Raw genomic sequence first — 24329 nt, forward strand, 5'->3', positions numbered from 1 at the left:
AAATCCCACTAATTTTTTATTCAATAAAACCCATATCGTTAATAAACTTTTCACTTTCATTAGATATTGGTACTGTTTTTCGGCGTTGTTTATCCATATTATTCTTAATATTAAAGAAACTATTTACTGCATCTGTTCGCTCTAAAACCGGTAATTCTACACCATCAAAACTATTATTAGGTGTAACTAAATTAACTGTTGCAAATACGACCATTTCAGTCTTTTCACGACCAGTTGTAGTACTACGAGTCAATGCTCCTAAAATAGGAATTTCACTAACAAAAGGGATACGGGATAATGTTTCTGAGTCCTGTTCACTAATTAATCCTGCAATAACAAAGCTGTCACCATCAGATAGATCAATAGTAGAACTTGTTTTTCGAGTTTGTAAAGTCGGTATATTATAGTTATTAAAAGCATATGAACCAGCAACCGAACTCACTTCGTTATTAATAAATAATCTAATGCGTTTGTCATTGTTTACTTTAGTACTGATATTTAATTTAATACCATACTCTTTATAAGTAACTTCAGAATCACCATCTTTACCTTTAGTCACAATGGGAATCTCACCACCAACAAGAAATGCAGCACTTTCGCCAGATAATACAGATAAATTAGGTTGTGCTAAAATTTTAGCTAGGCGATCATTTTTTATAGCACGAATCATTGTAGTAATGTTATGAATATTAAATCCTTTTTTTAGACCTAATAGAGTGAACTCGCCAATATTGTTCATCTTAAAATCTTGACCTTTGGCCATACTATCCAAAGTTAAACTTTGCCACTCAATACCCAATGAATCAGTAAAAGTTTTGCTAACTTCAACAAAAGTCAATCTGACATTAACTTGATACTCTTCAATTACTCTAATATTATCAATAATATTGTTATATACATAGTAATCTTGGAATGTAAGTTCTTGGTTGACAAAATCTTCACCTGATACTTTATTTCGTATTCGCTCTGCATTTTGCCCAACAAGTGTACCTACAAGCGCCATGATTTTACCTTTTGTTGTAGTGTCGGGGGCAGTACCATTTAGTACATAGACAAATCTACCACTTGGGTCACCGTTATCGTAACGATCTATTGTTACGCTACTATTTGGAAAGTTTTGCGCTAACCTATTTGTAATTTGAGATAAAAGTGGATCGACATTAATGGTGTCATTAATAATAATATTATTTGCATCATCATAAACAAGTAAACTAGTTCTACCATTTTGTTTACCATATATAATTAGTGATTTACCATCAACAACTTCATAATTTGCAACGCTGTCTTGACTAATAAAAACCGTACCTACATTCTCAGGTAAAACAATTGTTTTACTTTGCCCAATATGTAAATTGTGAGTATTAGCAAAAACCAACGGAGAGAAGCTAATTGATAATAAACAAGCTAGCAGTTTGATTTTGTTCATAATTGGTTTAACTTTTATTAGCATTCTTAATTCCCTTTTAGCAAATTAATTTGTTTTTTCTTTGAGAAAATAGCTTTATCAGTTAATGGCCATTTCTTTTCTTTATCACTTAACAAACGTAATCCATCATCAACATTTTGTTTATAAGTACTTGGATACATCATAACTGTGGAATTGGTCATTAGTGTTCTTAATAATTTAATTTCTTGATTTGAAAGCTCTAATTGAACTTGACCTACCTCTTTTCTCTGAAATTTTTGGTCTATTGTATCTCCTAGATCAATATAGAGAATCTTTTTACCAACAATAATTGGTTTTATGCGATTTTTAACAAAATCATCACTAGGTGAAACTAATCTATCTTCTTTATAATTTTTACTATTAGTATTAGACTTAGCTATTTCATCATCACTATAAAATATATAAAGATCAACAAGATCGCCACTCTTTAGATTTTTTACCAAGTATGAATCAATTTGATCCAATTTGAATGGAAACATATAATTTCCTTCTTTTATCGCTGACATTAAGTATTCCTCTGAATTAGGTGCAGCAATAAAACTTCTTTCTATAAATGCATCTTTTGCAATATTATTTTTAGCAACATAAGCATCGATTTCTGTTGCATCGCCTATATATTTGGATTTGTCATTAGACCCAATTTTGACTTCTATCGATTTAAAATAATAGTCATCCTTAGTCAAAATTTTTCTTTTACTAATATCACGCTTAGCAACAGCTACTGTTATGATTTCTGTTTTAGGTTCTTCTTTTTTAGGTTCTTCTTTAACTTGAACTGGTTGCTGAACTATGGGCTCAGCAACAGGTTCAGGCGATGATTTAGTAAATAGTAATGCCAGTCCCACAACTAACATTAATATATATAGAATAATTATTTTTTTTTGTTTCATGCAAACTCCCTAAAATTTTATATCTATTGTTATTATTATTTTTTTTGCACTTATTTATTCTCTAAATAAAAATCAAATGCAAAGCAATGAGCTTTACCGTTAGAATTAGGGCCTGCATCGAAATCCTTCACTATTGAGTCTTGTTTTGTTTTTATTTGTAAAACTAATGTTTTTTCGGCAGTTAAAGTTCCTGTAACATTGGCAAAATCACGATCACTACGAGAAATTTGGTTAATGATATAATTTATTCCTTTGCTAGGAAGGGTTACGTCATATAACGATAATTTGAACTCTGTTGGTGAAATTTTTTCAATTACGTATTGATTTTTATTTAATGGACTAACTGTTTCAAAAGTTATTCGGCTAAATTTTCGATGTTCGCCAGATCGAACAGCTAAAATAGTCGATTGAGTCGCCGCCCGATTGACTTGATTATTTTGTTTAGAATCTGTTTTATTAACAACTGCCGAATTAGTTGCAGTAGCTTGAGAAGCTGTTTTGGATTCAGTTTCTGAATCTAATTTAGCCACACTCGATAATTTAGCACTAACTTCCGACTTATCAGTTGTTTGTGAATTAGTTACTTTTTCAGGCTTAACAACTTTCTTGTCCGTTTTATTTACCTTTTGTGATGCCGATTTTTCAATTGTATACTGCTTTTGATTTTCGCTTTGCGCTGGCACAATTTCATTAAATTTAATCGCTTTAATTGGCTCGATCTGTTTTAGTTCTTGTATTAATATTTCTGGCTCACTAGATAACCTATGCCCTAAGCAAAATGACTTAGCTAATTGAATTTTATTTAATTTAACTAACGTGTAAAGCAAGTTATGAAGAATGGTTTGGTCACGATATCCTTTTGTATATAAAATATTTAAGTGCTTATAAGCCTCATTATAATCTTGATTCAAAATTGATAGCATAGCTAGATTATTTGTGACTTTGTTCTCATCATAAAAGTTTTCTCTAGCTAGATTGAATGAATATCGTGCAGCATCGTATTGTTTCTTTTTCAACAAAACAATACCTTTTACATTATACGCTTCGCCGTTTTTAGGATTAATCGTGATTGCTTTGTCTAAATATTCTAATGCAGTGTCATTATTCCCCATTTTTGATTCAACATGACCATACAAAACAAAAAGATTATCATTTTTGCTTTTATTTAAAACAGGGGTTAATGTTCTTTTTGATGCTTCATAATCATTAGATAAATAATAGACTTGAGCAAGTTTATATCTTGTATCTTCAGTATCAGATCTTTGTAAACGTTGTTTATAAAGCTCAATTAAACCACCATAATTTTTTGTGGTTTCATGAATGAAAATTTTTTGCTGCTCATTTAAATCATATCTTAAGGTACTATTTTGACATCCAGTAGCAACAAACAATATTGAACATACCGCAATAAATTTCGGATTTATTAACACTTTTGGTTTACAGAATTTTAAAAAATCATTCATTATCTCTAGATCCTTAATTATTCATCTGACTTAATGTCGATATAATATTCATAATAACTGGCGCAACTACAACAACAAGAACAGGAACTAAAAAGAATACCATCATCGGCATTGTCATTTTAGCTGCAATAGCAGCGATTCTTTCTTCTATTGTTAATTTTTGTACTTCTCTGATTTCAGCTGATAATTCTAATAAAGCGTCATAAATCGAATTACCATAACTAATACTCCTTTTTAAAGTAATACAAAACATTCTGACTTCTTTACACGGTACTTCTTTCAAAATTAAATCAATAGCGAGCTCGATACCATTAACATCCATCATTAAACAAGCTCTTTCTAAAATAGTTGCCACATCCCTATTAATTGGTTTTACTCTTGTGCTTAAATATCTAAAACCATTTTCGACTGTCATACCTGATTTCACCATAATTGCCATCATATCAATGATCAATGGTAAATCTTGTGAAATTCTTTTAATTCTTTTTTCTGTTTGTTTTTTTACCAATCTATCAGGCAGAATAATGACTATAATAATAATAAGGAATAATACAATTAGTAATATATTTGAACTAAGTTCAATAAAAGAAAATATTTGATTCACAAGATAAAAAAATGAAAATCCGATAATGATAGCGTAAATCTTCCAACTATTTTGTTCTTGAAAACGGCGCAAAAAAGTTAAGCTTATGCTATTTTTTTCAGCGAGTCTCTCAAAAGCAAGATTTCTTTGGTTAATATGCTTTTTAGGTGTTCTCTTTTCTTCATTTTCATTACTTAATAACAAATTAAGTTTTTCTTTTCTTTGATGCAACAAATATAAGCAGACTAATTCTCTACTACCTATAAAAATTAAAATAATGGGAATTAATATATTTAATAAATTCATCATAATTTAAATGACCTTATTAACCATTCCTTTTATAATGAAAAGCCCAATAACCACACTACCAAATATATAATATAAAACATAATGACCAGCTGTTGTGCCAACCAATTGTTCATAATTTGCTGGTGAAGCAAATTTAAGAATAAAAATAAAAGCAAAAGGCATACCACCTAGTATTTTCATAGTCATTCTTAATTCAGCCGTTTTACCGTCTCTAGTTTTAGTTAAAATTCGATTGTTTATTAACATTTTTGTTAACCGACTAAGAACTTCTTTTAATTCTCCACCACTATCTAGATTAACCATTACTGTCAAAATAAAAAAATAATATTCTGGAAATGGAAGCCTTAAATAAGATCTTATTAACACATCCTCAATATTTTCACCAATTTCAATTCGGCTATCCACATCCTTCATTACTTCACCAACAATTCCACCAATAGAATTTCCACACGTTTTAAAACTTGTTGTTATTGCACCACCAGATGACACAACACCTGTAATAGTGTTTAATGCTTCAGGAAATGTATCGTAAAACTCTTTTTTTAACTTTCTTTTTTTTATATAAATAATTATAACAATTGTGATAATAATACTAACTAAAGTAGCAAAATAGCTATTATAGTTAATATACTTTTCATTCAATATGATACCTGCAACTGTACCTGCAAAAATATAAACAAACAACCGACTTTTTGATTGCCCTATTACAAGAAAATTGTAATCAGCTCTAATCATCATTTTAATATTAAAGCTGATGCGTTCCCAAGAGGATTGCTTTTTTTGAGATAATTGTCTTTCGACCAAACTTGATAACGAAGTATTTTTAGTTTCGACATTATAAAATACTTGTAATCGCCCACTACGGCGATGCAATGCAAAAATATTTATAATGGCAACAAAAATAAGCACCAGCGAAAGAAGTAGAATCATGTTTTTAAACCTACTGCATTTAACATTAGTTTTTCTAACACATCTGACATTTCATAATATTGAGCACTATCATAAAGTGCAGATCGCCTAACTAATCCATTACAGACAAATTCACCTTGAATCTTACCATTTCCGTCTCTTTCGTCATGAATTTTAAACTTAAAAACGTCATGAGTAACAATATTATCGGATTCTAATCCCATAACTTCAGTAATACTCATTACTTTACGTTGTCCATCTGGAAGGCGTGAAGCCTGAATAATATAGTTAACGGAAGAAGCAATATAATGTCTAATTGCAACAATAGGTAATTCAGGTTGAGCCATAATGATCATACTTTCTAATCGAGATAAAGCATCTTTAGCAGTATTGGCGTGTAATGTCGACATTGAACCATTGTGACCCGTATTCATAGCTTGAAGCATTTCAAAAGCTTCTTCACCACGGCACTCCCCTAAAATAATTCGATCTGGTCGCATACGCAATGCATTAACTAAGAGATTTTGCATAGTTACTCTTCCACGACCATCTTCACCACCTGATTTGGTTTCCAGTCTAAGCACATGATCTTGCTGCAACTTTAATTCAGCGGCATCTTCAAGTGTAATAGTTCGCTCATGTTCACCTATAAATCCAGACAATGCATTAAGCATTGTTGTTTTACCAGAACCTGTTCCACCTGAAACAATAATATTCATTCGACATCGAGCAGCAATAACTAAAAAATTAGCCATGTCCTCATTTAGTGAACCATAGTTGATCAAGTCATGAAATGTTCGACGGCCAGTACCAAATTTACGAATTGACATCGACGTTCCATCAATGGCAACTGGAGGAATAACAACATTAAGTCGGCTACCATCGGGCATCCGTGAATCGACTAAAGGATGTGCCTCATCAATATTTTTACCGACTTTATTGACTAAACGTCTTGCGATATCAAGTAGTTGACGTTCGTTTATAAAAAACTTATCCGTTTTGGCAAGGACCCCGCCCCGTTCAACATAAATACTATAAGGACCGTTGACTAAAATATCATTAACCGTTTCATCTTTCATTAATGAGTCAATTGGACCATAACCAATAATTTCATCGCAAATCATACCTGCCAATACACCCGATTCATCGGCAGTAATATAAGCATTGCCAGAATTAACAATATCTCTGATTATTGTTTGAATTTCACGCAAAACTCGATTGGGTTCGTTTTTTAATTGCTCAATTAAATCAAGATCAAGTACTTGAAAAACCAAGTCACGAACTCTACCCCATTCATCAGAAAACTTAGATTGTCCATTAGCCATAACATTTATTATATTATTTTTTACATTACAAAAAAGTTACTAGCACTTTAACTCGTGCTAGCAACTTTGACTTAACAAAGATTAATAATACATTATCTTCAAACTAAATTAAGCACCAGTAGATACAGTATTGATTGTAGAAATTACTTTAGTTTTTAAAGTACTAAAAACATTACTTAACATTGAAGCTACTGGACCATCACCTTTAAAGACAACGAATACAACAGTAGCAACACCAGCTGCAACAATTGCATATTCAATTGCTGTTACACCTTTTTCATTTTTAACAAATTTACCTAAAAAATTTCTTGTTTGAGCACGAATTGCTGATAAATACATCATTATTTTCTCCTTTTAAATACTTTTTAATTATTACTAAAAATTTATACTTCTTTATCAAGAAGTGTACATATCTTACACTAATAAAATTAAAATGACTAGCTATCGATCGAAAATTGTATTTTAATAATTCACATCATTATTATTGTGTAAATATTCACCATTAACATAATTATATTACTTCTTTTTTTTCAAAAACATGTATTTTTAAAAATTCAATAATGCACTCTGTTTAATAAAATTTAATTGAAAAAATATAATTGATTATTATAATTTTTACAAAATAACGATAAGATAACTAAGATATATTATGAAATCATATGGAATTAAAAGAAGTTCCCGCTTAATTTTACTGTTAATCTATACTTTTATTAGTGTTATTTTTGCTTTTATTTACCTTACTAAGTCTGGAGCACAAAGGGATGGATTTTGTTTTGAAAATCCTTTTTTTTATCTAATTACAATAACAACTTTATGTTTTATTGTGTTAGTACATACAAGTATTAGTAGTCGTCATAAACCCATTGTTGTCTTTGGGTTTTTATTTTTATTTCTTTTTTTATCTGAAATTAGTTATTGTATTTTTTATGGGGAAATAATATCAGAAGGAGTACTTGATTCTATTATTGAGACTAATTCTCACGAAGTAACGTCAATGACTAAACAGGCTTTGCTCATAATAGGTCCAGCATTTATTACAACCTTTCTTTTTTTATTTGTTCTTAAAAAATTAATTTTTGTTAAATTTAGGATTTTTGTCCCCCTATCTTTGTATATACTTATACTATCCGTTGTTCTTTTATTCCTAGTAACTAAATCATCACTAAAGTCTGACATTAAAAATGGTCATCTTAAAAGTAGTGTTAGTGTAATTCGAACAATATTCCCTGCTGTGCTAGGCGATTTATCCTATCTTTTGGCTAGTTATGCATCAACGGATATCTATTCAAATACCAATGAAATTGAGAAATTTAATCAAGCTGTGATTTTACCTCCTAATAAGCCTGATAACGACTTGATCGTATTTATTATGGGCGAATCTTCTTTAGTTTCCCGCTATAGCGCTTATGGTTATCATCAGCAAACTACGCCTTTTATGACCAATATTTTTAGTCAAAATGGCGGATGTATTATCCCAAATAGCCACTCAGCAGCCGCTTTAACCCGGGATTCTATACCAATGACACTTTCATTCAATGTGCCCGAAAGTAATGATAATTTGTTCGATAATAAATCGATTATTGAGATGGCTAAGTTCAATCATTACAAAACCTATTGGTTAGCATCGGCTGCGCAAGCAATTCAAGGTACATTTAATAGCAAATTTGGTTTTATTGCGCGTAAAAGCGATGTTATCACTTTTAGTGAAGATCTTTTGGATATTAATTTAAGTCAATTATTAGAAGACACTCTACAAAAAGATAATTCTTCAAAAAAATTTATTTTTGTGCATTTGCGCGGTAGCCATCAACCCTATACAAAAGGTTATGATGAAGTTGATAAGTTGGCTTTACCTGATGCCGAAGCATATGATTTAACTATTCATCATACCGACCGTACAATCAAAGCATTATATGATGTTATTAATAAATATAGTAACAACTATACCGTTATTTATACCTCGGATCATGGCGAAATTGTGAATGTTGGGCATGGTATAGGTGACAATGTTGACCAGTTCCTAATCCCTTTTATGTTTATATCAACCAATCAACGATATAATTGCCAATTTATTGAATCATTTCGGGGACAAGACGGCTATTTAAGTGGGCTTATGAATAAATATATTCTTTCTAATCTGTTAGGCTATGAGATTGATCCAGCTATCCTTGACAAAGAAAAAAACAATGATCGAGTTTTTATGCCAAACAGCAGTGTCATGCCTTTTTTAGAAGTACTTAACAAACATTAATTTGTTACCTATTATACGTTGAGAAATTGATAGAGATAGACTATGAATTTTATACAAAATATTAAATGGGCCGTAAAAATATAGCTCCTTTTTGTTATTACATACTAGAGGCTATCGATCTTTCAATAAAAAGAAAATAAAAAGATATTGTATATGATATAGTTTTGCCAAAATGGGCAATAACAGCACGCTATATGTAGAACATCTGTAACAGATAACTACTGGGAAAAAACAGAAATTGTAAATAAATAAGAAAAAATAAAAATAAACAAGCATATAGAAACAGACTAGAAAATGTTTTATATTGAATACGCGGTAGCTGTACGTGGCGAGATATTCTAGAGGATATTTAAGGACTGGAGTAACAAAATCAACTGTTACCTTTAACTAGTAAATACACAAATATAGGATGAGGTCATATTTTATGAAATTATGTGGGATAAAAAGAGTTCTGCCCTTAATGTTATTGTTATTAGTTTATACATTTATCAGTGTTATCTGGTCTTACTGCTTTAATAATAGCTATCATGAAAAATCTACCGAATCTATTTTTGGGGATTTGTTTTTCTATATTACAATAATAACAACTTTAATTTTTATTATGATAGTACATAATTGTATTTGCAGCTGTCATAAGCTTATTGTTGTCTTTGGCTTTTCATTATTATTTCTTTTTTTATCCGAAATTAGTTATTTTATTTTTTATGGAGAAATGATATCAGAAGGAGTACTTGATTCTATTATTGAGACTAATTCTTATGAAGCAATGTCAATGGCTAAACAAGCTTCAATCATAATAATTCCTGCGCTTATTGCAGACTTCTTTATTTTATTGATTCTTAAAAAAATTGTTCGTATTAAATTTAAACTTTTTATTCCCATAACTATTTATGTGCTTATATTGTTCTACCTTATTTATTGTCTAGTAAATTACACAGCATTAAAACCTGATATTAAGCGAGGTTTCTATAAAACTAGTGATAGCATAATTCGTAAATGTTATCCTGCTGTACTTGCTAATTTAGCTTATATTTTAACTAGTTATGCATCAACGGATATCTATTCAAATACCAATGAAATTGAGAAATTTAATCAAGCTGTGATTTTACCTCCTAATAAGCCTGATAACGACTTGATCGTATTTATTATGGGCGAATCTTCTTTAGTTTCCCGCTATAGCGCTTATGGTTATCATCAACAAACTACGCCTTTTATGACCAATATTTTTAGTCAAAATGGCGGATGTATTATCCCAAATAGCCACTCAGCAGCCGCTTTAACCCGGGATTCTATACCAATGACACTTTCATTCAATGTACCCGAAAGTAATGATAACTTATTCGATAATAAATCGATTATTGAAATGGCTAAGTTCAATCATTACAAAACCTATTGGTTAGCATCGGCTAGGCAACGAATTAAAGGTACATTTAATACTAAATATGGCTTTATTGCACGTAAAAGCGATGTTATCACTTTTAGTGAAGATCTTTTGGATATTAATTTAAGTCAATTATTAGAAGACACCCTACAAAAAGATAATTCTCCAAAAAAATTTATTTTTGTGCATTTGCGCGGTAGCCATCAACCCTATACAAAAGGTTATGATGAAGTTGATAAGTTGGCTTTACCTGATGTCGAAGAATATGATTTAACTATTCATCACACCGACCGTACAATCAAAGCATTATATGATGTTATCAATAAATATAGTAACAACTATACCATTATTTATACCTCGGATCATGGCGAAATTGTGAATGTTGGGCATGGTATTGGTGACAACGTTGACCAATTTCTAATCCCTTTTATGTTTATATCGACCAATCAACGATATAATTGTCAATTTATTGAATCATTTCGGGGACCAGATGGTTATTTAAGTGGGCTTATGAATAAATATATTCTTTCTAATCTGTTAGGTTATGAGATTGATCCAGCTATCCTTGACAAAGAAAAAAACAATGATCGAGTTTTTATGCCAAACAGCAGTGTCATGCCTTTTTTAGAAGTACTTAACAAACATTAATTTGTTACTTACTATACGTTGAAAAATTTTTTATCATCATTATGTTTTTTAATAAATACATTAAGTTGTTAAAAAAATTGATTCAGTACAAGCTAACAATCACACAAATAGAACAATAAGTTAACCTAATATGTTAAAAATATAATAAGGTAATATAATGAAATTTTTTAAAATTAAATGGAATCTTTCTTTCATTTTATTGTTGGTTTATATCGTTTTTAGTGCTATTTTTTCTTACTTAACATTTGATGTTATTGGCGGCAAATTTATTTTTAATGAACCTATATTTTATGCCGTTTTGATAACAACTTTATGTTTTATTATTCTTTTACATACTAGTATTCTTAGCCGTAATTATTTTATATTTGCTCTTGGCTCGTTATTTCTATTTCTGTTTTTACTAGAAATAAGTTATTTTATTTATTACGGGCAAGTAATATCTGATACCGTGCTCGACTCTATAGTAGAAACCAGTTCTTATGAAATATTGTCAATGTCTAAACAAGTTTTAATCATAGCTGGCCCCGCATTTTTTGCAACTTTTCTTATTTTATTTATTTTTAGAAAAGCAATTACTGTTAAATTTAGACCTGTTATTCCATTAATATTGTATTTAATTTTACTTTTTTTTATTGTTTTTTCACAAAATTTAGCAGAGAAGTCTGAAATCGAGAGAGGCAACTATAAAACTACTGCTGAGATAGTTCGTCGAATTTATCCAGCGGCATTGGGTAATTTATCCTATCTTTTGGCTAGTTATGCATCAACAGATATTTATTCAAGTACCAATGAAATTGAGAAATTTAATCAAGCTGTGATTTTACCTCCTAATAAGCCTGATAACGACTTGATCGTATTTATCATGGGGGAATCATCTTTAGTTTCCCGCTATAGCACTTACGGTTATCATAAACAAACTACGCCTTTTATGACCAATATTTTTAGTCAAAATGGCGGATGTATTATCCCAAATAGCCACTCAGCGGCAGCCTTTACTCGGGATTCTATACCTATGACACTTTCATTCAATGTGCCCGAAAGTGATGATAATTTATTTGATAATAAATCGATTATTGAGATGGCTAAGTTCAATCATTACAAAACCTATTGGTTAGCATCGGCTGGGCAACAAATTCAAGGTACATTTAATACTAAGTTTGGTTTTATTGCACGTAAAAGCGATGTTATCACTTTTACTGAAGATATTCTGGATATTAATTTAAGTCAATTATTAGAAGACACTCTACAAAAAGATAATTTTCCGAAAAAATTTATTTTTGTACATTTGCGCGGTAGCCATCAACCCTATACAAAAGGTTATGATGAAGTTGATAAGTTGGCTTTACCTGATGTCGAAGAATATGATTTAACTATTCATCACACCGACCGTGCAATCAAAGCATTATATGATGTTATCAATAAATATAGTAACAACTATACCGTTATTTATACCTCGGATCATGGCGAAATTGTGAATGTTGGGCATGGTATAGGTGACAACGTTGACCAGTTCCTAATCCCTTTTATGTTTATATCAACCAATCAACGATATAATTGTCAATTTATTGAATCATTTCGAGGACCAGATGGCTATTTAAGTGGGCTTATGAATAAATATATTCTTTCTAATCTGTTAGGTTATGAGATTGATCCAGTTATCCTTGACAAAGAAAAAAACAATGATCGAGTTTTTATGCCAAACAGTAGTGTCATGCCTTTTTTAGAAGTTCTCAACAAGCATTAATTTGTTACCTATTATACGTTTGAGGAATTGATAGAAATCGACTATAAATTTTATATAAAAATATTATAAAAGGGGGCACAAAACGCCCCTTTTTTGCTGTTAGTGACATTTATAGCAAGCAGGTCATTGCTAATATTTTAAATTTGGCTAAATAATGAATGTTAGATGGATTTACCGTCCATCTAAAACAGGTCTTAATTTTTAAAATACGTCAGGTTGGCAATGCCATACAAAAATGTAGCATTCCCCCGTCAAGAACTATTTATTACCACAAAAATATGGATCACCAACACTAACTATGACAAAGCCAAACAATCAATAGAAGAGTCATTACGCAAATTAAAGACAGATTATATTGATTTACTATTAATTCACCAGCCATTTAATGACTACTACGGTGCTTATCACGCAATGGAAGAAGCTTACGAACAAGGCAAGGCTAAAGCCATCGGCGTTAGCAATTTTTATCCAGATCGCCTTATTGATTTAAACCATTTTGTTCGTATAAAACCAGCGGCTAATCAAGTTGAAACACATGTATTTCAACAACAAAAAGTAGCACGCGAAGTGATGCAAAAGCTAAATACACAAATAATATCATGGGGACCATTTGCCGAGGGTAAAAACAATTTTTTTGAAAACCCAGTACTTATTGAAATTGGCAAAAAACATCAAAAATCAGTTGCACAAGTTGCACTGCGTTTTCTGATTCAAAATGGTATTGTTGTCATTCCTAAATCGACCCGAAAAGAACGAATGGAAGAAAACTTTGATGTATTTAACTTCTCACTTTCAAATCAAGAAATGGCAAGTATAGCGGCTTTAGATACAGGTCATAGCTTATTCTTCTCGCATCAGGATCCAAAAACGGTGGAGTGGTTTATGTCCATTGTGAAATAGAAAAAACAATAAAGAAAAATGAGCTACTTTATTGTGCTATAAATGACGGTTTGACTGTTTTATTGTTTGTAATTCAACACAAATTAAACAAAAATAAACTATGATTTTGGCGTAAATATTTTCAATAGTGAATTGATTGTTAGGTGAAAATAGGAATCATCTTGCAATCCTTTTGCTGAAATATAAGCGCCTTGCAAAGTAGATATGATCAGTGTTACTGCTTCTAACGGTGCAAGAATATTAGAAATACTTCCATCCGAAATTCCCATTCTTATAAGATTTTCTAACGTTTGTTTCATTGTCAAAAATCCGCGTGTAACTTCTGCCGCTAAATGAGGATTTGTCATAATAGACCTATCTCGTGCCATTTGACCAACTAAACAGCCTCGTTGTATATTACGAGGTTTTAATAGCAAATTTGACAGTTTATTATAAGCATTTGTATCAGTATTTAGTACTGAAGCATTTATGCTTATTAACTGTTCTACATTATAAGTTATAGCATATAAAGCCAAATCTTCTTTACCGTTGAAATGGTGGTAAAGGCTACCTTGTCCAACTCCTGACCGCTTTAAAATATCTTTAGGGCTAGTATTTGCAAGACCTTTTTCTAATAAGAGATCAGCCATAGCAATAATGAGCTTTTCTCTGGAATTTTGTTTAGTTTTTTGTTCGTTATTCATATTGCTATAACTCAACACACCATCAATTGGCGGTATGTTTAATTAACTAATTATTTAATTTGTAAAATGGTATCCACCAAACGATTTGAAAATCCCCATTCATTGTCGTACCAGCTGACAACTTTGAGTAAAGTACCATCCATCACTTTAGTTAGCTTAGCATCAAAAATAGAGGAAGCTGGATTGCCAATAATATCAGAAGAAACAATTTCATCTTCTGTATAGGTAAGAATACCATCCATTCTTTTCAAGTTTACGGCTTTTTTGATAGTATCATTTACTAATTGTACTGTCACTTCTTTCTCTAGATTTAATGTAAGATCTATCATAGATCCAGTAATGACAGGAACACGCACCGAACCGCCATCTAATTTGCCTTTTAATTCAGGAAAAACAAGTCCAATTGACTGCGCTGCACCAGTTGAAGTTGGAACAATATTTTGTGCTGCACTTCGTGCTCGCCTCATATCCCGATGCGGTGCATCCTGAAGATTTTGATCCTGCGTATAAGCATGAATGGTTGTCATAAAGCCTGATTTAATTCCAAAATTCTCATGTAACACTTTAACTAAAGGGGCTAAACAATTTGTTGTACATGAAGCATTAGAAATAATGTGGTGTTCATCTTTGTTATACAAGTGCTCATTCACCCCCTGAACAATAGTTAAATCGACATTTTTTGCTGGAGCAGAAATGAGCACTTTTTTAGCTCCAGCTTTAATATGAGACTGTGCTCTTGTGCCATCATTAAATACACCAGTTGATTCTAATACCACATCAACTTGATGTTTAGCCCATGGGATAGCCTCAGGATCACGTTCTTGATATATCGCAATCTCTTGTTCGTCAATAATTAAGCAACCTTTTTTTACATCAATACTTTTAGCAAAACGTCCAAAAGTTGTGTCATATTTTAAAAGATGAGCGAGTTGATCAATTGAACCCAGATCATTGATCGCAACTATTTTGATGTCATGAGAACAATCCTGCAATGCACGGACAAAACTACGCCCAATACGACCAAAACCATTAATTGCTACATTAGTCATTATTACCTCCAATTACATTAATAAAACATACCAATTAGTATTGGTAACACAAAAACACCCTATATACTAATTAAAATTAAAATAATTAATAAATGCAAATAATTTAATGAAATTTATTTAATTTTACTTATACAAATAAATAGAATACTATAAATCAAAACATACCAATTGGTATGCAATTAAGTAAGGAAAAATTAAATGGATAAAAAAAATAATTATCGTTGGTTTGTGCTTGGAATTGGTGTTCTGGCACAAGCAACATTTGCGATGGGTTTTGCTGGCATACCCATTACTGGAATTTTAATGCGAGATGCTTATCATTTTTCATTATACGAACTTGGTTTCGTTTTAGGAGCAATGGGGTTAGGTGTTGCAGCTTCAGAGATAATTTTGGGGATCTTGACAGATAAATTAGGTGACAAGAAGGTTTTGATTCTTGGGTTATGGTCATCAGCTATAATGTATGCCTTAATCGCCATATCACTCACGCCAGAAGCTTCACTTGGTGGTGGTGTTAAATATTTACACTTGGGAGCAGCCCTAGTTGTAACAGGAGCTTTCAGCGGTAGTATTAACTCATCATCTGGCAGAACTGTGATGTCATGGTTTGATGATAGTGAACGTGGATTTGCTATGAGTGTTCGCCAAACCGCAATCCCAGTTGGCGGTGCGATTGGAACTGGACTACTGCCTTGGTTATCCTATTCATATGGATTTGAACTGATGTTTATTGTATTAGCTACCACAGGCTTTAGCGTTGGTCTTGTAGTTATATTGTTTATCAACACTAAACAGAGTGAATCAAAATATACACCAAAATCAACCCTCACTATCCCCTCCCCACTAAAAACTGGGGCAGTTTGGAGGGTCGTTATGGCTGCGGGTTTTCTAACGGTACCTCAAATGGCAGTACTCACATTTGGTAGCATCTATATGCGTGATAACCTACATATAGATTTAACATCAATAGCTATTATTCTTATTGGTGTTCAGATTGGTGGTGGGCTGCTCAGGATCTGGTCAGGTTACTATACAGACAAAAAAAAGAATCGTATTGCCTTATTAAAATATTACGCCATACTTGGTGGAATGGCATCTTTAATGCTTTGTTTAATGGTGAGTAATACATATATCGGCATTATATTTATTGTGTTAACGGGGTTATTTGGCCATGCGTGGCACGGTATTGCTTATACCGAGGTAGCAGTGAAAGCGGGCATTGAACGTGCGGGAACAGCCTTGGGTATGATTGGCACTACTGTATTTATCACTTCGTTTCTAACTCCTATTATCATTGCTGATATCGCCCATAGCTACGGATGGCGAACGGTATGGGGCACTGTAACCATTCTGACATTTACTTCGCTATTGTGTTTTATTTCATTGGCAAATAAAGAAATTAAACTTTAGTTTCTATTATTAGTTTGAATTAGTAAAATGATGACGATAAAGTAATTGCTCACTATATACAATACATAAATTACCTATAGTGATCCAAAAACTTTGATAATTAATAGAAAAAAAATTAAGTCTTTAAGAAAATCATTGAAAATATTTATTAAGATGACCTTATAAAAAAAAACTCAGGTAGACTATTTATTTTATTTAATTTTTATCTTTTAATAAAATTAAATAGTTATAGATTATCTTTCGTTTGTTAAGTTAACTTTTGTTTTTTATTTTTGCAAAGCGCTTTTGCTATTTATTAGAAAAAGCGCAAGCTTTTAAAACCTATTGGCGTGTCGTCTAGCTTTACACAGGACTTTGTTCTTTGGTTGAGTGTCCTCAGTTTAAGTTTAAGTGCAAAAACTAAGGAGTAACACAAACAATAGAAGATAAGCTTGTAGAGTAGTAAACAATACCATTCGACAAACCCACTGTGTACATATAGTAGCCTGTTCCTCCCATACTATCACTAGTCCAGTTGTACATGCTGTATTCAAAACCTGTATTAGTATAATACATCATGTTACCCCACTCTGTGGCTAATCCAGCCCCTATTCGTCTTTGGTAAGAACCATTATTAGAGGATGGCGGTACAGCTCCTTGCCAATCATTTCCCCAAGCAGAACTGTATGTATTAGTAAGATCCCTTATTTGTGGAATTCGATAACCTAAACTACTACACCAAGATACGCTATTAGGATAGATATCAAATCTAGTTCCTCCATTGACAAACCACTTTTGCAAAACAAATCCATATTTTACCACCACATTACCACTGCTATCCTTGCCTTTTAATTCAAATTCTTTCGGTAAATTTGGGATTGTAATTGGATCTGGATTAGCACTATCCCATTGTGCTTTAGCCTCTGGACCCGTTAGAGTAACACGCGTTACTGTTTCTGAACCATTAGGAATCCAACTATCGCTAGCGGTTGTCCTTGTCACCGTAGCGGTTATTCCTTCATGCGTGACTGGCTCCCAAGTCAACTGACTTGCATCTACTCCAACTATATCTAAATCAAAATATAAACCATCAGCACCCGTAGTCGGAAAATTTAACGCGTATGATACTGAATTGGTTGATTGAACTAGAAATCCCTTATCAGGGTTCCATTCGTAAGCTGGACCTGCGAAAATGTCTGTTCCTAATTGCAAATTCGGCCTTACGAAATTGACACCTACTGTAACCTTTGGTTTGATGTAATATGTTTCACTACCTTCTGTGAAGGTATTAGCTTTTGGTTCCCCGTATTGTGTGCTTAAAGATCCCCCTGTACTACTTAATTTTACTTTATAAGGTGCATTACTTATCGTTAATACTTCATTACGACTAACCGTTTGGTTATTTTTATCTGTGATACTAAGCGTTATACTTCCTTCTGCCATTACCCCGCCATCTTGGCCATCACCATCATCATCACCCCAATTACCCTGTGCGACTAAATCGCTAAGGTTCACAGAATTGGTTGATGTCGGTACTATCATGTCAATATTTTCAAAACTTTGACCTGATGCGGGTAGCTCAATGGGATTTGTTGATGATGAAGAATTGTTTTGCGGTGTGAGTGTACGACCATCTGATAACCTAATACTTAATAAGTCATCTGTTGTAGTCACTTTGGTAGTACCACCATCAAAAGTTAAATAAGGTGCAGTACCATGAATGAGTTTAGAAGTCGTGGCCGATAATGCCTGAGATTCCAATGAATACGGCAATAATAGTAGTAGTGTCAATGACAACGGAAATTTAGCAAGTGATTTCGATAAAAATTTTAAAGATAACTTTGATAAGATAAACAAGATTTGTGTAACACCACATCTAGCATGGTGATTTAATAAATTTAAGACATTGGCTTGCCTCTGCTTGTGTCTAAAATGATACTGCATTACGTTCCACCTGTCGATTAAGTTTATTGGTTTCTATATTAACCTTATAATTAAATTAACTAATTTTAAATTGGTGAAATTATAGACGTTTATGTAAATTTTTGCTAGTTTTTAGATAAATTTTGGTTAATTTTTGTCAAGAATAAGTGTTATTGTTTTGGCTTTATGACAGCTTTTAGGATACATTTTTTATTTAAAAACTTAGCAAGATTTCTGATATTTTGAGCTTTGAGAGTAACAAACCGCAACGGTAACATCATCCGATTTAGGCTATTTTATATCAAAATGATAAAACACTTAGCGCTATTACTATTAAACACTCTACCCAAGGCAAAAACACTCAGGTAGATTATTGATTTTATTGAATTTTTATTTATTTTTCCCGCTCAATTGCACGGTAGCCAATATCATGGCGATAAAAACAACCATGCCAATAGATGTCTTTGGCTTGCTGATAAGCACGTTGTTGAGCTTCAAGTACTGTGTTGCCAAGTGCAGTTACACATAATACTCGTCCCCCATTGGTGTAGACTCGCCCTTTTTCTAAACTAGTACCTGCATGGAAAATTTTGCAATCTTCGGTTGATTCTGCCGGTAGTCCAAGAATTATATCTTGGGTATGATATTCACCCGGGTAACCGCCTGCAGCTAGCACTACACCTAATGCGGATCTTGGATCCCATTTTGATTTGACCGTATCTAATTTGCCTTCTACCGCCGCTAAGCAAAGTTTGACCAAATCTGATTGCATTCGCATCATTATCGGCTGTGTTTCAGGATCGCCAAATCGGCAGTTGAATTCAATAACTTTGGGATTGCCGTTTTTGTCAATCATTAAGCCAGCATATAAAAAGCCGACATAGACGTTGCCTTCTTGCGCCATACCATTGACCGTTGGATAAATGATTTCATCCATTACCTTTGCAAAAACCGCATCAGTTACAACAGGAGCTGGCGAATACGCGCCCATGCCACCCGTGTTTAAACCTGTATCGCCATCGCCAACACGTTTATGATCTTGGCTAGTTGCCATTGGCTCTACATGTTTACCATCCACCATGACAATAAAGCTAGCTTCTTCACCCTCGAGAAACTCTTCAATCACTACTCGATGACCTGCATCACCAAAGGCATTTCCAGCTAACATATCACGAACGGCGTCTTCGGCCTCTTTTAGTGTCATGGCAACAATAACGCCTTTACCAGCCGCAAGTCCATCGGCTTTAATCACGATCGGTGCGCCCTTTTCACGGATATAAGCAATTGCTGGTTCCACTTCAGTAAAGTTTTGATATTCAGCTGTTGGAATTTTATGACGTGCTAAAAAATCTTTAGTAAAAGCTTTTGAGCCTTCCAGTTGAGCGGCCGATTTTGTTGGACCGAAGATTTTCAATCCTGCTTTTTGGAAGCTATCAACAATGCCAATAACCAGTGGTGCTTCAGGACCAACAATGGTCAAATCCACTTGCTGTTGCTGGGCAAAATTAAGCAGTCCACTCACATCGGTGACTTTGATATTAATATTTTCTAAACTTGGTTCCAGTGCAGTACCAGCATTGCCGGGGGCAACAAAAACTTTAGAAACCAATGGAGATTGTGCTACTTTCCAAGCAAGCGCATGTTCACGCCCACCATTACCAATTACTAATACTTTCATAAAAGATCCTTTTAAGATGCCTTTCATAATATAAAGATATATATAGATAACTCTTTTTAAAAACTAACAAAGTGATCACACAATTAATGCCTAAAATGACGCATTTTAGTAAAGATCATCGCGATATTGTGCTCATTTGCGGCTTGGATCACTTCATCATCTCGAATCGAGCCACCAGGTTGAATCACACAAGTCACACCTGCGGCTGCAGCGGCATCGACGCCATCTCTAAATGGGAAAAACGCATCTGAAGCAACAACTGATCCAGCAACGTTTAAATTTTCATCTTTAGCTTTAATTCCCGCTATCTTAGCAGAGTAAACACGACTCATCTGCCCTGCTCCAATACCAATTGTCATATTATCTTTTGCATAGACAATGGCATTTGACTTAACAAATTTTGCCACTTTCCAACAAAATAGCGCATCTGAAAGCTCTTGAGCAGTGGGGTTACGTTTGGTTACTACAGTTAATTCATTTGGCGATATCATACCTAGATCGCGATCTTGCACTAATAAACCGCCATTGACACGTTTAAAATCTAAACTTACTGATGCTGATGTTGACCACTCACCACATTCAAGTACACGCACATTTTTTTTAGCTTGAGTAATGGCTAAAGCTTCTTGGCTAACTGATGGGGCAATAATTACTTCTACAAATTGTTTATCAACAATGGCTTTTGCGGTATCTACATCAAGCTGTCGATTAAAGGCTATAATGCCACCAAAAGCTGAAGTTGGATCAGTTTTAAAGGCTTTTTCATAAGCATGTAAAATATTATCACTAACCGCTACACCACAAGGATTAGCATGTTTTACAATCACACATGCTGGCTCATCAAATGATTTTACACATTCAAGCGCAGCGTCTGTATCAGCAATATTGTTATAAGAAAGGGATTTACCTTGCAATTGGTTTGCTGTTGCAATCGAGGCTTCTTTGATATCTTGCTCAACATAAAAAGCCGCTTGCTGATGTGCGTTTTCACCGTAACGCATATTCTGTTTTTTAATGAATTGTAGATTTAAAGTTCGAGGAAACTCGCCCGATGGTTGATTGGTTTCACCCATGTAAGGTGGCACTAATTGCCCAAAATAGTTGGCTATCATACCATCATATTTGGCCGTATGTTCAAAGGCTTTAATTGCAAGGTTAAAACGATATTTAAATGAAAGGGAGTTTTGGTTACTATCCATCATATTGATGATATTTTCATAATCACCACAATCAACTACAATGGCAACATCTTTATGATTTTTGGCCGCAGATCGAACCATTGTCGGGCCACCAATGTCAATGTTTTCAACCGCATCATCTAACGTACAATCTGGTTTAGCGACAGTCTGTGCGAAGGGGTAAAGATTAACAACAACCATATCAATCGGTGCAATTTGGTGTTGTTGCATAATATCATCATCAATACCCCGTCGCCCTAAAATTGCCCCATGAATTTTAGGATGTAAGGTTTTAACTCGCCCGTCCATCATTTCAGGGAAACCAGTGTAATTTGATACTTCAATAACAGGTATTTGGTTTTCCATTAATAATTTTGCTGTCCCCCCAGTCGAAAGGAGTTCCACATTACGTTCTGATAAGGCTTTTGCAAATTCTAAAATACCGGTTTTGTCGGACACACTAAGTAAAGCACGACGGATAGGACGAAACTGCTGCATGAAAGGCTCCGAAATTGATATCTACAATCTAAGTATTGAGCCAACATTATATATAAATTAAAGATAGAAGTTTAGTGTTAACTTATCAAAAACGATCAAAGTAGTTGAATGATAATATTTGACTTTATTTCGCTTTTGACAAATCAGCTATATTTTATTCTTGACAAAATACCTAACACTTCCGCTTCCAAAATGCTTATTTGACGTGTTACGCTCGCTTATTTGTCGGCATATTTTGACGACGTATAAATGGTTATATTAACCTTTTAACGTTATAAAGATAGGTCTATTTTTCGTTTTACATAACTCAGGTAGTATATTGATTTTATATTTTTCCCAAAAGGTAGATTGTTGTAATACTGTTACTTTTGGATACATCAGTAGTAGAAAATTTACAACATTTTGGTTGAATAAAACCCTAGACTAGCTAGGGTATTAATTAAGTTTATTGATTTAAATATTTAACTATTAATTCTTCGCTTTATATTCAGCATAATATTCTTCTGCTAATTTACGCATTGATAATCCAATTGCGGCATATTGATATTCATTTAAGTTTGCTAACGATGCTCGAGCAGAAGGATGTTGTACAGCAAATCCCTTACCCGGTAGTAGTACAACACCTGCTTCATCAGCAATTCTGAATAACATTTCAGATGGATTTTTATTTTTTAGGATCCATTTAGCAAATTTATCGTCATATAATTCTCGGCAAATATGTTCAAGATCCACTAGAGTGTAATAATCTACACTGTTTTCATCGGTTTGATGTTTAAGACCTAAATGTTGATAAAGTGATATTGCACGGCGTCGAATTAACGATTTTAATGCTGTTTTATAACTTTGATCGCTATCCATCATTTCACATAATGCAAATAATACCATTTGTACTTGCTGTGGTGTTGATAGTCCAGCAGTATGGTTTAATGCAACCGCACGACTATCGGCTACTAAGCGGTCTATAAATTTTAGATTTTCAGGGTCAGTAACAATTGAGCTATATCGTTTATTTAAGATCTGTTTGGTTTTGCTTGGTAACGCTTTAATGGCTTTATCTATTACATTATCATGTGCTGTTGCAATAACACCTAAACGCCAACCTGTAGCACCAAAATATTTAGAGAATGAATAAACTAAAATAGTATTTTGAGGGCAAATTGCAAATAAAGATTGGAAGTCATCAGCAAATGTGCCATAAACGTCATCAGTCAAAATGATCAATTCAGGACGTTTTTTAACAATCTCAGCAATGATTTTTAAACTTTTGTCATCAATTTTAACTGATGGTGGATTTGAAGGATTAACAACAAAAAAGGCTTTAATTGCTGGATCTTCTAATTTACGCAATTCTGACTCAGGATACTGCCAATTTGAGTTAGGATCAGAATTAATTAATACCTCAACTAATTGGTAATCGTTAAGTTCAGGAATTTCGAGATAAGGCGTGAATATAGGTGCGCCAATGGCAATTTTGTCACCTTTTTGGATTAATCCATTTTCTTTCATTGAGTTAAAAATATAAGCCATGGCAGCTGTGCCACCTTCAACAGCAAATAAATCTATATCATTACGATCCAGATATTGAGCACCCATTTGTTGTAAAACATATGCTTTAACCACATCTTCACTAAAATGTAGCATTCTATCTGGTACTGGATAATTACATCCTAAAATACCTTCTACCATTTCTTGTAAAAAAGCGTTTTCGTCAAGCCCTAGTTGATCACGAATATAAGAAAATGCCTTACCTAAAAAGGCAACACCAGGAGTGTTGTAATTTTGGCAAATAAAATGTTCAAAGCGTCCGGTTAGTCCTGCTTTAATTGGCATGCCACCGATACCTTCATTTAAATATGAAAATGACATTTCGGATTCTTGGGTTGCAAATACACCTAATTGGAAAAAAGCTTGACGAGGCCAAGTAGCAAGAAAGTTGGGATTACCTCTACCTGCATTTAACATTACTCGATCAGTATGACTTTGTGCCAGTTTAATTAAGTTATCTTTTAATTCAAAAGGACTTAAATTAGCATATTGACTGTATTCTGTTTTGTTTTTCATACATTTGTATCCTTAATTTG

Annotated in this window: 17 protein-coding genes and 1 pseudogene; 5 read left to right on the top strand and 13 right to left on the bottom strand. The window is 33.1% G+C overall.

Features of this window, described 5'->3' with window-relative positions:
- Positions 1-16 precede the first annotated feature (16 nt).
- The 7 genes from ACGH6S_RS05430 to ACGH6S_RS05460 all read right to left on the bottom strand — a co-directional run bounded on the left by ACGH6S_RS05430 (position 17) and on the right by ACGH6S_RS05460 (position 7268).
- Positions 17-1450 (bottom strand): type II and III secretion system protein family protein, encoded by a 1434-nt coding sequence (locus ACGH6S_RS05430; RefSeq protein ID WP_174799018.1) that lies wholly within the window; start codon positions 1448-1450, stop codon positions 17-19.
- A 2-nt stretch (positions 1451-1452) separates the two neighbouring features.
- Complete coding sequence (locus ACGH6S_RS05435; protein ID WP_174799017.1) at positions 1453-2337, bottom strand: hypothetical protein; 885 nt, start codon at positions 2335-2337, stop codon at positions 1453-1455.
- 50 nt (positions 2338-2387) lie between these two features.
- Positions 2388-3800: a tetratricopeptide repeat protein gene (locus ACGH6S_RS05440; RefSeq protein WP_296302745.1), complete on the bottom strand. Its 1413-nt coding sequence runs from the start codon at positions 3798-3800 to the stop codon at positions 2388-2390.
- 13 nt (positions 3801-3813) lie between these two features.
- Positions 3814-4692, bottom strand: coding sequence for a type II secretion system F family protein (locus ACGH6S_RS05445; protein WP_174799015.1), 879 nt, complete (start codon positions 4690-4692; stop codon positions 3814-3816).
- Between the two features lie 3 nt (positions 4693-4695).
- Positions 4696-5622 carry a type II secretion system F family protein gene (locus ACGH6S_RS05450; protein WP_174799014.1) on the bottom strand — a complete coding sequence of 309 codons (927 nt, stop codon included), beginning with the start codon at positions 5620-5622 and terminating at the stop codon, positions 4696-4698.
- Positions 5619-6926: a CpaF family protein gene (locus ACGH6S_RS05455; RefSeq protein ID WP_174799013.1), complete on the bottom strand. Its 1308-nt coding sequence runs from the start codon at positions 6924-6926 to the stop codon at positions 5619-5621. The genes ACGH6S_RS05450 and ACGH6S_RS05455 overlap by 4 nt, the downstream gene beginning before the upstream one ends.
- A 108-nt stretch (positions 6927-7034) precedes the next feature.
- On the bottom strand, positions 7035-7268 hold the full coding sequence (locus ACGH6S_RS05460) for a Flp family type IVb pilin (RefSeq protein ID WP_202983951.1): 234 nt from the start codon (positions 7266-7268) through the stop codon (positions 7035-7037).
- Between the two features lie 307 nt (positions 7269-7575).
- Here ACGH6S_RS05460 and ACGH6S_RS05465 point away from each other — a divergent pair, with 307 nt between their 5' ends.
- From ACGH6S_RS05465 to ACGH6S_RS05480, 4 genes and pseudogenes are all read left to right on the top strand, one after another.
- A complete protein-coding gene (locus tag ACGH6S_RS05465) occupies positions 7576-9177 on the top strand; it encodes a phosphoethanolamine transferase (protein WP_202983950.1) in 1602 nt (533 codons plus the stop codon).
- 712 nt (positions 9178-9889) lie between these two features.
- Positions 9890-11206 carry a phosphoethanolamine transferase gene (locus ACGH6S_RS05470; protein ID WP_202983949.1) on the top strand — a complete coding sequence of 439 codons (1317 nt, stop codon included), beginning with the start codon at positions 9890-9892 and terminating at the stop codon, positions 11204-11206.
- 157 nt (positions 11207-11363) lie between these two features.
- Positions 11364-12950 (top strand): sulfatase-like hydrolase/transferase, encoded by a 1587-nt coding sequence (locus ACGH6S_RS05475; protein ID WP_411578442.1) that lies wholly within the window; start codon positions 11364-11366, stop codon positions 12948-12950.
- Positions 12951-13165: 215 nt separating this feature from the next.
- Positions 13166-13850 (top strand): annotated as a pseudogene (locus tag ACGH6S_RS05480) (aldo/keto reductase); the annotation flags it as partial.
- Positions 13851-13948: 98 nt separating this feature from the next.
- Here ACGH6S_RS05480 and ACGH6S_RS05485 read toward each other — a convergent pair.
- Both ACGH6S_RS05485 and gap read right to left on the bottom strand, forming a co-directional pair.
- Positions 13949-14533, bottom strand: coding sequence for a TetR/AcrR family transcriptional regulator (locus ACGH6S_RS05485; protein WP_411578441.1), 585 nt, complete (start codon positions 14531-14533; stop codon positions 13949-13951).
- A gap of 50 nt (positions 14534-14583) precedes the next feature.
- Complete coding sequence (gene gap, locus ACGH6S_RS05490) at positions 14584-15585, bottom strand: type I glyceraldehyde-3-phosphate dehydrogenase (protein WP_411578457.1); 1002 nt, start codon at positions 15583-15585, stop codon at positions 14584-14586.
- Between the two features lie 195 nt (positions 15586-15780).
- Between gap and ACGH6S_RS05495 the strand changes: the two genes are divergently transcribed.
- On the top strand, positions 15781-16992 hold the full coding sequence (locus tag ACGH6S_RS05495) for an MFS transporter (RefSeq protein ID WP_411578440.1): 1212 nt from the start codon (positions 15781-15783) through the stop codon (positions 16990-16992).
- 399 nt (positions 16993-17391) lie between these two features.
- Here ACGH6S_RS05495 and ACGH6S_RS05500 read toward each other — a convergent pair whose 3' ends face one another.
- The 4 genes from ACGH6S_RS05500 to ACGH6S_RS05515 all read right to left on the bottom strand — a co-directional run bounded on the left by ACGH6S_RS05500 (position 17392) and on the right by ACGH6S_RS05515 (position 24309).
- Positions 17392-18915 carry a hypothetical protein gene (locus ACGH6S_RS05500; protein ID WP_411578439.1) on the bottom strand — a complete coding sequence of 508 codons (1524 nt, stop codon included), beginning with the start codon at positions 18913-18915 and terminating at the stop codon, positions 17392-17394.
- A gap of 373 nt (positions 18916-19288) precedes the next feature.
- A complete protein-coding gene (purD, locus tag ACGH6S_RS05505) occupies positions 19289-20572 on the bottom strand; it encodes a phosphoribosylamine--glycine ligase (RefSeq protein ID WP_411578438.1) in 1284 nt (427 codons plus the stop codon).
- An 83-nt stretch (positions 20573-20655) separates the two neighbouring features.
- Complete coding sequence (purH, locus tag ACGH6S_RS05510) at positions 20656-22248, bottom strand: bifunctional phosphoribosylaminoimidazolecarboxamide formyltransferase/IMP cyclohydrolase (protein WP_411578437.1); 1593 nt, start codon at positions 22246-22248, stop codon at positions 20656-20658.
- A gap of 468 nt (positions 22249-22716) precedes the next feature.
- On the bottom strand, positions 22717-24309 hold the full coding sequence (locus ACGH6S_RS05515) for a bifunctional aspartate transaminase/aspartate 4-decarboxylase (RefSeq protein WP_411578436.1): 1593 nt from the start codon (positions 24307-24309) through the stop codon (positions 22717-22719).
- Positions 24310-24329 lie beyond the last annotated feature (20 nt).

Origin of the sequence: Gilliamella sp. BG3, from assembly GCF_046635605.1 — a bacterium.
Taxonomy (GTDB): Bacteria; Pseudomonadota; Gammaproteobacteria; order Enterobacterales; family Orbaceae; genus Gilliamella; species Gilliamella bombi.